Genomic DNA, 11907 nt, shown 5'->3' with positions numbered 1-11907 from the left:
CAGCCCGGTTCGAGCGGAGCCCCTCAGGGCCGGACAGGCGCTACTCGAGCTCGTCGACGAGAGCGAACAGCTCGTCGTCGGTCGCGCCTTCGAGCTCCTCCTCGCGCCGCTTCTTGCTCTTGTCGGCGGCCTGGTCGCCGATGGCGTCCAGCAGCCGGCGCAGCCGGTCGGTGGCCTCTTCCCGCACCGGGTCGTCCATCGCCCCGGTACGGAGAGCGGCCTCGAGCCGGTCGAGCTCGGCGAGGACCGGCACCGACACCGCTTCCTCCGAGACAATCTCGGTTCGCAGCCAGGTGGCAAGGGCGTTCGGGGTGGGGTAGTCGAACACCAGCGTGGCGGGAAGCCGCAGCCCCGTCACACCGTTGAGGCGGTTGCGCAGTTCGACCGAGGTCAGCGAGTCGAAGCCGAGGTCCTTGAACGCGCGCCGGTCCTCGACCGCGTCGGCGGAGGCGTGCCCCAGCACGAGGGCGACCTCGTTCCGCACCACGTCGGTGAGCACCCGCTCCTGCTCGGCCCGGCTCAGCCCGGCCAACCGCCGTGCCAGCCCGCCCTCCTCGCGCACCGCGCCGCCTCCGTTGGCGCTCGCCGCGGCCAGCTGACGGATCTCGGGCAGGTCCCGCACCAGCGGCATCTCCCGCGGATCCACCGGGCCGGGCGAAGCGACCAGCTCGGCCCAGTTGACGTCCATCACCGTGACGACGGCGTCCGGTCCGTCCAGCGACTCGCCCAGCGCCCGCACCGCGAGCTGCGGGTCCATCGCCGGCATCGGGGCCCGCTTGACCCGGGCCCGGACCACCTTGCTGGACTCGGCCATGCCACCGCCGGCCCAGGCACCCCAGGCGACGGTGAGCGCGGCCAGGCCGCGGCTGCGCCGGTTCTCGGCGAGGGCGTCGAGGAAGGCGTTGGCCGCCGCGTAGTTGCCCTGACCGGCGGCGCCGAGCGTCGACGCGGCCGACGAGAACAGGACGAACGCGTCCAGGTCCAGGCCGGCGGTGAGCTCGTCCAGGTGGACCGCGCTCGCCGCCTTCGCGGCCAGCACCGTCGCCAGACGGGACACCGACAGCCGGTCGACCACGCCGTCGTCCAGGACGGCGGCCGTGTGCAGCACCGAGGACAGCGCCGGACCGCTCTCGCCGATCCAGGCCACCAGCCCGGCCAGCGCCGCCCGGTCCGTCACGTCACACGACACGACGTCCACCCGGGTGCCCCGCGCCGCCAGCTCCGCGACCGTCGCCGCGACACCGGCGGCCGCCGGGCCGGAACGACCGGTCAGGACCAGCCGCTCAGCGCCGCGGCCGGGCAGCCACCGGGCCACGTGCCCGGCGATGGCGCCGGTGCCGCCGGTGATCAGCACAGTGCCGCGCGGCGTCCACGCGCTCTTGCCGCGAGGCTGCGAGGCCCGCGTGAGCCGGCGGCCGAGGATCCCGGCGGACCGGATCGCGACCTCGTTCTCGCCGCAGCCGGCCAGCACGGCCACCAGGCGCGCACCGGCGCGCTCGTCGAGCGTCTCGGGAAGGTCGATCAGACCGCCCCAGCGGTCCGGCTGCTCCAGGCCGACGACCCGGCCGAGGCCCCACACCTGCGCCTGCACCGGGTTGGCCAGCGCCTCACCCGGACCGGCCGCCGCAGCACCACGCGTGGCCAGCCAGAGCGGGGCGGCGATCCCGGCGTCACCCAGTGCCTGGATGAGCGCCAGAGTGGCCGCCAGGCCGCCGGTCACCACCGGCTGATCCGGCAGCGGCGTCTCGTCCAGCGCCAGCAGCGACAGCACACCGGCCACGCCGGCCGGCTCCACCGCCGCGCCCAGCAGCGCGGCCACCTCGGCCCGGTCCACGACCCCGGCCGGAACCTCGACCACGACCACCTCGGCACCACGACCGGCCAGCGCGGCCGCGCACTGCCGCGCCGCCTGGTCGGCGGCCGAGCCGGCCGGAGCGACGACCAGCCAAGTGCCGGACAGCACACGGGAGTCGGGCTCGCCGATGGCCGCCCAGCCGCCCCGGTAGCGCCAGTTCGCGGTCATCGACCGGTCCAGCTCCCGGCGCCGCCAGGACGCCAGCGCCGGCAGCACCTCGCCGAGCTGCCGCTGGTCCTCGATGGCCAGCGTGTCGGCGATCCGGGCCAGGTCCCCGTCCTCGACGGCCGCCCAGAACCGGGCCTCCGCCTCGGTGCTCGCACCGTCCCCGCCGACGACCGGAGTCGCCGTCGGCAGCGTCAGGATGCCCTCCGGCCAGAACCGCTGGTGGCGGAAGGCGTACGTGGGCAGCTCGACCGGCGTACCGGTCGGCAGCACCGAACTCCACTCCACCGCGGCGCCGTTGACGTACGCACGGGCCAGGCCGCTCACCAGACCGGTCACGCCCTGGTCGTCGCGCCGCTGGAGCGGAACGAAGACGGCCTCGTCACCGTCGATCCCCGCCACGGCGTCCGGGCCCAGCGAGGACAGCGACCCGTCCGGGCCGACCTCGATGAACACCGAGACACCCTGCTCGGCGAGAGCCGCGACGGCGTCGGCGAACCGCACCGCCCCGCGCGTCTGTGCCGGCCAGTAACCCGCCTCGCACGCGCTCACCAGCTCGCCGGTGAGCGCACCCGCCCACATCAGCTGCGGACGGCGGTACTCCAACCCCGCGGCCACGGCGGAGAGTTCGTCGAGCACCGGATCCATCGCCGGCGAGTGGAAGGCGTGCGAGACCCGCAGCCGCCGCACCCGGCGACCCCGCTCCCGCCACAGCTCCACGACCGCGTCCACGGCCTCGACCTCACCCGAGATCACCACCGACTCCGGACCGTTGACCGCCGCGACCGAGACGCCCACGACGTCCGCCAGAGCGGCCAGCACCTCCGCCTCCGGCGCGTTGATCGCCGCCATCGCACCGCCGCTCGGCAGCGCCTGCATCAGCCGCGCCCGCGCCGCCACCAGACGGGCCGCGTCCTCCAGCGAGAGCACCCCGGCCACGTAAGCGGCCGCGACCTCACCCACCGAGTGACCCACCACCGCGTCCGGCGTCACACCCACGGCCTGAAGCACCGCCGCGACACCGACCTCGAAGGCGAACAGCCCCGCCTGCGCGTACAACGTCTGGTCCGCCAACGCCGCGTCAACGCCCTCGGCACCGAGCACCACATCCCGCACCGAGATCCCGAGCTCCAGCTCCAGCAGCCCGCACACCCGGTCGAAGGCCTCCGCGAAGACCGCACTGCCCTCGTACAGCCCCCGGCCCATCCCGGTCCACTGCGAACCCTGACCGGCGAAGATCAGGCCGACGCGCGCACCGGCCCGCGCCACCCCCGACACCACCGAGCCCGAGGAAACCCCGGCAGCGAGGCTCTGCAGACCCGACATCAGCTCGCCGCGCTCGGCACCGAGCACGACCGCCCGGTGCTCGAAGGCCGACCGCGTCGTCGCGAGCGACCAGGCGACGTCCGCCGGCTCCAGCTCCGGCCGCAGCGAGACCCACTCGCGCAGCCGGCCCGCCTGAGCCGTCAGACCGTCCGCCGAGCGACCCGAGACCACCCAGGCTCCGGCACCCGACACCACCGGCGCGGTCTCCTGGACGGCCTCAACGCTCTCAGCGGCAGGGGCCTGCTCCAGGATGACGTGCGCGTTGGTGCCGCTCATGCCGAACGCCGACACGCCCGCACGCCGCACCCGGCCGTCGGCCGGCCAGGCCACCTGCTCGGTCAGCAGCCGCACCTCACCCGCCGTCCAGTCCACGTGCGAGGACGGCACCTCGGCGTGCAGGGTCGGCGGCAGCTCCTCGTGCTGCAGGGCGAGGATCATCTTGATCACGCCCGCCACACCGGCGGCCGCCTGGGTGTGGCCGATGTTGGACTTCACCGAGCCGAGCAGCAGCGGCCGGCCCTCCGGCCGCTCCTGGCCGTAGGTGGCGAGCAGCGCCTGCGCCTCGATGGGGTCGCCCAGCGTGGTGCCCGTGCCGTGCGCCTCGACCACGTCGACCTCGGCGGCCGAGAGCCGCGCGTTGGCCAGCGCCGCCCGGATCACGCGCTGCTGCGACGGGCCGTTCGGCGCCGTCAGACCGTTCGACGCACCGTCCTGGTTCACCGCCGACCCGCGCAGCACCGCGAGCACCGGGTGCCCGTTGCGCCGCGCGTCCGACAGCCGCTCGACCACGACCATGCCCGCGCCCTCGGCCCAGCCGGTCCCGTCGGCGTCCTCGGAGAACGCCCGGCACCGGCCGTCGGCCGCCAGGCCCTGCTGCCGTGAGAAGTCGATGAACGTCCCCGGCGTCGCCATCACGGTGACACCGCCGGCCAGCGCCAGCGAGCACTCGCCCGAGCGCACGGCCTGGGCGGCCAGGTGCAGGGCGACCAGCGAGGACGAGCACGCCGTGTCCACCGTCACCGCCGGGCCCTCCAGCCCCAGCACGTACGACACCCGGCCGGAGAGCACGCTCGTCGCGTTCCCGGTCATCACGTGGCCCTCGGACCCGGAGTCACCCTGGCTGGCCAGCGTCACGCCGAACCCGTAGCCCGAGGCGAAGCCACCGGCGAACACGCCGGTCGCGGAGCCGCGCAGGGAAGCGGGGTCGATGCCCGCCCGCTCCAGCGCCTCCCACGAGGTCTCCAGCAGCTGGCGCTGCTGCGGGTCCATGGCCAGCGCCTCGCGCGGGCTGATCCCGAAGAACGCCGCGTCGAACTCGGCCGCGTTCCGCAGGAACGCGCCCGACTGGGTGTACGACGTCCCGGCGCTGCCGCGGTCCGGGTCGTAGAAGCCCTCCAGGTCCCAGCCGCGGTCGGTCGGGAACGCGCCCACCGCGTCACCGCCCGAGGCCAGCAGCTGCCAGAACTCCTCCGGAGTGCCCGCGCCGCCGGGGAAGCGGCAGGCCATGCCGACGATCGCCAGCGGCTCGTCCGCCGTGGCGGCGGCCGCCACGGCGACCACCGGTGCGGCGTCCGCGACCTTGCCGGTCAGTTCGCCGCGCAGGAACTCGGCGAGGACCACCGGGGTGGGGTAGTCGAACACCAGCGTGGCGGGCAGCCGGATGCCGGTGGCGGCGCCCAGCCGGTTGCGCAGCTCGACGGCGGTCAGCGAGTCGAAGCCGAGGTCCTTGAACGCGCGCCGGTCCTCGACCGCGTCGGCGGAGGCGTGCCCCAGCACGACCGCGACCTCGGCCCGCACCACGTCGGTGAGCACCCGCTCCTGCTCGGCCCGGCTCAGCCCGGCCAGTCGGTGCGCCAGCTCGCCCTCCGTGCGGACCACGGCCGTGGCCTCGCCGGCCGCGGCCAGCTGGCGGATCTCGGGCAGGTCGCGGACCAGCGGCCGCTTCGGCAGGTCCGCCGCGCCCGGTCCGGAGGCCAGCTGCGCCCAGTCCACGTCCATCACGGTGACGAGGGCGTCCGGGCCCTCCAGCGCCTCGCCCAGGGCTCGGGCGGCGAGCTGCGGGTCCATCGCCGGCATCGGACCGCGCTTGACCCGGGCCTGCACCACGCTGTTGGACTCGGCCATGCCACCGCCGGCCCACGCGCCCCACGCCACGGTGAGCGCGGCCAGGCCGCGGCTGCGCCGGTTCTCGGCGAGGGCGTCGAGGAAGGCGTTGGCGGCCGCGTAGTTGCCCTGGCCGGCGGCTCCCAGCGTCGAGGAGATCGAGGAGAACAGGACGAACGCGTCCAGGTCCAGGCCGGCGGTGAGCTCGTCCAGGTGGACCGCGCTCGCCGCCTTCGCGGCCAGCACCGTCTCCAGACGGGACACCGACAGCCGGTCGACCACGCCGTCGTCCAGGACGGCGGCGGTGTGCAGCACCGAGGACAGCGCCGGGCCGCTCTTGCCGATCCAGGCCACCAGCCCGGCCAGCGCCGCCCGGTCGGTCACGTCGCAGGCGACGATCTCGACCGCGGAGCCGGCCGTCGCGAGCTCGGCCGCCAGGGCCGCCGCGCCCTTCGCGGCGGGACCGGAACGGCTGGTGAGCACCAGCCGCCCGGCGCCGCGCCCGGTCAGCCACCGGGCCACGTGCCCGGCGATCGCACCCGTGCCACCGGTGATCAGCACGCTGCCGCGCGGCGTCCACGCACCCTTGCCGCGGAGCTGCGAGGCCCGCGTGAGCCGGCGGCCGAGGATCCCGGCGGACCGGATCGCGACCTCGTTCTCGCCGCAGCCGGCGAGCACCGCGACGAGGCGCGCACCGGCGCGCTCGTCGAGCGTCTCGGGAAGGTCGATCAGGCCGCCCCAGCGGTCGGGGTGTTCCAGGCCGACGACCCGGCCGAGGCCCCACACCAGCGCCTGCACCGGGTTGGCCAGGGCCTCGCCAGGGCCGGCCGCCACCGCGCCGCGGGTGGCCGCCCACAGCGGGGCGGCGATCCCGGCGTCACCCAGCGCCTGGACGAGCGCCAGGGTGGCCGCCATGCCCGCGGTCACCGCCGGGTGCTCCGGCAGCGGCGTCTCGTCCAGCGCCAGCAGCGACAGCACACCGGCGACGGCGGAAGGCTCCACCGCCGCACCCAGCAGCGCGGCCACCTCGGCCCGGTCCACGGGTCCGGCCGGAACCGTCACCTCGACCACCTCGGCACCACGACCGGCCAGCGCGGAGACGTACGGCCGCCCGTCCGTTCCGGCCGGCACGACCGTCACCCACGTGCCCGACAGCACCCGCGCGTCGGGCTCGGTGACGGCCGACCAGGCGGTCCGGTAGCGCCAGTTCGCGGTCAGCGACCGGTCCAGCTCCCGGCGCCGCCACGACGCCAGCGCCGGCAGCACCTCGTTGAACGGACGACCGCCGTCCACGGCCAGCGTGTCGGCCAGCTGGGTCAGGTCCCCGCCCTCGACGGCCGCCCAGAACCGGGCCTCCGCCTCGGTGCTCGCACCGTCCCCACCGGCGACCGGCATCGCCAGCAGGCCCTCCGGCCAGAACCGCTGGTGGCGGAACGCGTAGGTGGGCAGCTCGACCGGCGTACCGGTCGGCAGCACCGAACTCCACTCCACCGCGGCGCCGTTGACGAAGGCCCGGGCGAGCCCGCCGACCAGGCCGGTCACGCCCTGGTCGTCGCGCCGCTGGAGCGGGACGAAGACGGGCTCCTCGCTCCCGATGCCGGCCACGGCGTCGGGGCCCAGCGAGGACAGCGACCCGTCGGGGCCGACCTCGATGAACACCGAGACACCCTGCTCGGCGAGCGCGGCGACGGCGTCGGCGAACCGCACCGCCCTGCGCGTCTGCGCCGGCCAGTAGCCCGCCTCGCACTCGGTCACCAGCTCACCGGTGAGCGCACCCGCCCACATCATGTTCGGACGCCCGTGGTCCAACCCGGCCGCGACGGAACCGAGTTCGTCGAGCACCGGGTCCATCGCCGGCGAGTGGAAGGCGTGCGAGACCCGCAGCCGCCGCACCCGGCGACCCCGCTCCCGCCACAGCTCCACCACCGCGTCGACGGCCTCGACCTCACCCGAGATCACCACCGACTCCGGACCGTTGACCGCCGCGATCACCGCCCCCGGCAGCTCGGCCAGGGTCGCGACGACGTCCGCCTCGGGAGCGTTGATCGCCGCCATCGCGCCACCACTGGGCAGCGCCTGCATCAGCCGCGCCCGCGCCGCCACCAGACGGCAGGCGTCCGGCAGCGAGAGCACCCCGGCCACGTAAGCGGCCGCGACCTCACCCACCGAGTGACCCACCACCGCGTCCGGCGTCACACCCACGGCCTGCAACACCGCCGCGACACCGACCTCGAAGGCGAACAACCCCGCCTGCGCGTACAACGTCTGGTCCGCCAGCGTCTCGTCGACACCCTCGGCACCGAGCACCACGTCCCGCACCGAGATCCCGAGCTCCAGCTCCAGCAGCCCGCACACCCGGTCGAACGTCTCCGCGAACACCGGGCTGCCCTCGTACAGCCCCCGGCCCATGCCGGTCCACTGCGAACCCTGACCCGCGAAGATCAGACCCACCCGGGCATCCGCACGGGCCACCCCCGACACCACGGCGCCGGAGGACACCCCGGCAGCGAGGCTCTGCAGACCCGACATCAGCTCGTCGCGCTCGGCACCGAGCACGACCGCCCGGTGCTCGAAGGCCGACCGCGTCGCGGCCAGCGACCAGGCGACGTCCGCCGGCTCCAGCTCCGGCCGCAGCGAGACCCACTCGCGCAGCCGGCCCGCCTGAGCCGTCAGACCGTCGGCCGAGCGACCCGAGACCACCCAGGCGCCGGCAGCCGACACCACCGGCGTCCCGGCGCGCACCTCGGCGGGCTCGGCGGCCGGGGCCTCCTCCACGATGACGTGGGCGTTGGTGCCGCTGATGCCGAAGGCCGACACACCCGCCCGGCGCGGACGCCCGTTGGCGGGCCACGGCACGGACTCGGTCAGCAGCTTGACGTCGCCGGCCGTCCAGTCGACGTGCGAGGACGGCACCTCGGCGTGCAGGGTCCGCGGCAGCCGCTCGTTCTGCAGCGCCAGCACCATCTTGATGACGCCCGCCACACCGGCGGCCGCCTGGGTGTGCCCGATGTTGGACTTCACCGACCCCAGCCACAGCGGGCCGTGGCCGCCGCGCTCCTGGCCGTAGGTGGCCAGCAGCGCCTGCGCCTCGATCGGGTCGCCCAGCGTCGTCCCCGTCCCGTGCGCCTCCACCACGTCCACGTCCGCGGCGGTCAGCCGGCCACTGGCCAGCGCCGCCCGGATCACCCGCTGCTGCGACGGCCCGTTCGGCGCCGACAGGCCGTTGGACGCACCGTCCTGGTTGATCGCGGAACCACGGATCACCGCGAGCACCTTGTGCCCGTTGCGCTGCGCGTCGGACAGCCGCTCGACCACGAGCACCCCCGCGCCCTCGGCCCAGCCGGTCCCGTTCGCCTCCTCGGAGAACGCCCGGCACCGGCCGTCGGCCGCCAGGCCCTGCTGGCGCGAGAACTCGACGAAGGAGAACGGCGTCGCCATCACGGTGACACCGCCGGCCAGCGCGAGCGAGCACTCGCCCGAGCGCACGGCCTGGGCGGCCAGGTGCAGGGCGACCAGCGACGACGAGCACGCCGTGTCCACCGTCACCGCCGGGCCCTCCAGGCCCAGCACGTACGACACCCGGCCGGAGAGCACGCTGGTCGAGTTGCCGGTCATCAGGTGACCCTCGACGCCCGAGCCGTCCTGGCCCGTCAGCGCCATGCCGATGGCGTAGCCCGAGCCGAAGCCGCCGGCGAACACGCCGGTCGCGGAGCCGCGCAGGGACGCCGGGTCGATGCCGGCCCGCTCCAGCGCCTCCCACGAGGTCTCCAGCATCAGCCGCTGCTGCGGGTCCATCGCCAGCGCCTCGCGCGGGCTGATCCCGAAGAAGCCGGCGTCGAACTCCGCCGCGCCGCGCAGGAAGGCGCCCGACTGGGTGGACGAGGTGCCGGAGGTCTCCCCGTCCGGGTCGAAGAACCCGTCCAGGTCCCAGCCGCGGTCGGTCGGGAACCCGCCCACCGCGTCGCCGCCCGAGGCCAGCAGCTCCCAGAACTCCTCCGGAGTGCCCGCACCGCCGGGGAAGCGGCAGGCCATGCCGACGATCGCCAGCGGCTCGTCCACGACCGGAGCCGCGACCGCGGCCGCCGGGGCGACGGCCTCGGCCGGCTGCTCCCCGACCAGTTCGCCGCGCAGGAACTCGGCGAGGGCCACCGGGGTCGGGTAGTCGAACACCAGCGTGGCGGGCAGCCGCAGCCTGGTGGCCGCGTTCAGCTGGTTGCGCAGCTCGACCGCGGTCAGCGAGTCGAAGCCCAGGTCCTTGAACGCCTGCCGGGCCTGCACCATGTCCACCGAGGAGTGGCCCAGGACGGCCGCGGCCTCGGCCCGGACGACGTCGGTGAGCACCCGGTCCTGCTCGGCCCGGCCCAAACCGGCCAGGCGGCGCGCCAGTTCGCCGTCGCTGCGCGTCGTCTCGCCGGCGCCGGCGCGTTCGGCGGCCAGCCGGCGGATCTCGGGCATGTCGCGCACCAGCGGCATGTCCAGCACGTCCGCCGTGCCCGGCGCCGAGCCCAGCTGCCGCCAGTCGACGTCCATCACCGTGACGACGGGCTCCGGGCCCTCCAGCGACTCGGCCAGCGCGCGCACGGCCAGCTGCGGGTCCATCGGCGGCATGGGGATCCGGCGCATGCGCGACCGGATCGCCTCGTTGGACTCCGCCAGACCGCCGCCGCCCCACAGGCCCCAGGCCACCGACAGACCGGCCAGGCCGCGGCTGCGCCGGTTCTCGGCGAGGGCGTCGAGGAAGGCGTTGGCGGCGGCGTAGTTGCCCTGGCCCGGGCCGCCCAGCGTGGAGGCTGCCGACGAGAAGAGGACGAACGCGTCCAGGTCCAGGCCGGCGGTGAGCTCGTCCAGGTGGACCGCGCTCGCCGCCTTCGCGGCCAGCACCGTCGCCAGACGGGACACCGACAGCCGGTCCACGACACCGTCGTCCAGGACGGCGGCGGTGTGCAGCACCGAGGACAGCGCCGGACCGCTCTCGCCGATCCAGGCCACCAGCCCGGCCAGCGCCGCCCGGTCCGTCACGTCACACGACACGACGTCCACCCGGGTGCCCCGCGCGGCCAGCTCCGCGACCGTCGCCGCGACTCCCGCCGCCGCCGGACCGGAACGACCGGTCAGGACCAGCCGCTCCGCACCACGCCCGGCCAGCCAGCGCGAGACGTGCCCGGCGATGGCGCCGGTGCCGCCCGTGATCAGCACGCTGCCGCGCGGCGACCAGCTCTCCTCGGCGCCGCGCTGCGGCACCCGCGAGAGCCGGCGGCCGAGGATCCCGGCCGTCCGGATCGCGACCTGGTCCTCACCGCAGCCGGCCAGCACCGCCACCAGGCGCGCACCGGCGCGCTCGTCGAGCGTCTCGGGAAGGTCGATCAGACCGCCCCAGCGCTCCGGGTGCTCCAGGCCGACGACCCGGCCCAGACCCCAGACCTGCGCCTGCACCGGGTTGGCCAGCGCCTCACCCGAACCGGCCGCCACCGCGCCGCGGGTGGCCAGCCAGAGCGGGGCGGCGATCCCGGCGTCACCCAGCGCCTGGACCAGGCCCAGCGTCGACGCCAGGCCCGCGGCCACCACCGGGTGCTCCGGCAGCGGCGTCTCGTCCAGCGCCAGCAGCGACAGCACACCGGCGACGCCGGCCGGCTCCACCGCCGCACCCAGCAGCGCGGCCACCTCGGCCCGGTCCACGACCCCGGACGGGACCTCGACCACGACCACCTCGGCACCACGACCGGCCAGCGCGGAGACGTACGGCCGCCCGTCCGTTCCGGCCGGCACGACCGTCACCCACGTGCCCGAGAGGACACGCGCGTCGGGCTCGGCGATCGCCGCCCAGTTCACCCGGTAGCGCCAGCCGGCGGCAACCGAGCGGTCCAGCTCCCGGCGCCGCCAGGACGCCAGCGCCGGCAGCACCTCGTTGAACGGACGACCGCCGTCCACGGCCAGCGTGTCGGCCAGCTGGGTCAGGTCCCCGCCCTCGACGGCCGCCCAGAACCGGGCCTCCGCCTCGGTGCTCGCACCGTCCCCACCGACGGCCGACCCCGCCGAGGTCGGCAGCGCCAACACGCCCTGCGGCCAGTACCGCTGGTGCCGGAAGGCGTAGGTGGGCAGGCCCACCCGCTCACCGGCGGGCAGCACCACGCGCCAGTCCACGGTGGCGCCCTGGACGAAGGCTTCGGCGAGCGAGGTGACCAGGCGCTGCGCACCACCGTCGTCACGCCGCAGGGTGCCGCAGACGGCGGCGGGCACCGCGCCCGGGCCGGCCTCCTGGGCCACCTCTTCGAGGGTGTCGTTCATCGCGCCCAGCAGCACCGGGTGCGGGGTGACCTCCACGAACACCTGGTAGTTCTGGCTCGCCAGGGTCCGGACCGCCCCGTCGTAGTGCACGGTGGCCCGCAGGCTGGCGTACCAGTAGGCGGCGTCCAGCTCCTCGCCGGTCAGGGTCTCGCCCGTCATCGCCGAGACCATCG

Annotated in this window: 1 protein-coding gene; it reads right to left on the bottom strand. The window is 75.6% G+C overall.

Features of this window, described 5'->3' with window-relative positions; genetic code table 11:
• Window positions 1-40: 40 nt before the first annotated feature.
• Window positions 41-11893 carry a type I polyketide synthase gene (locus tag ACFVHB_RS35130; RefSeq protein WP_380330405.1) on the bottom strand — a complete coding sequence of 3951 codons (11853 nt, stop codon included), beginning with the start codon at window positions 11891-11893 and terminating at the stop codon, window positions 41-43.
• Window positions 11894-11907: the final 14 nt, after the last annotated feature.

The sequence above is a fragment of the Kitasatospora sp. NPDC127111 genome (assembly GCF_042677465.1).
Classification (GTDB): Bacteria; Actinomycetota; Actinomycetes; order Streptomycetales; family Streptomycetaceae; genus Kitasatospora.
The sequence above is the reverse complement of the archived record's forward strand: the minus strand, read 5'-3'. Positions and strand labels throughout refer to the sequence as shown.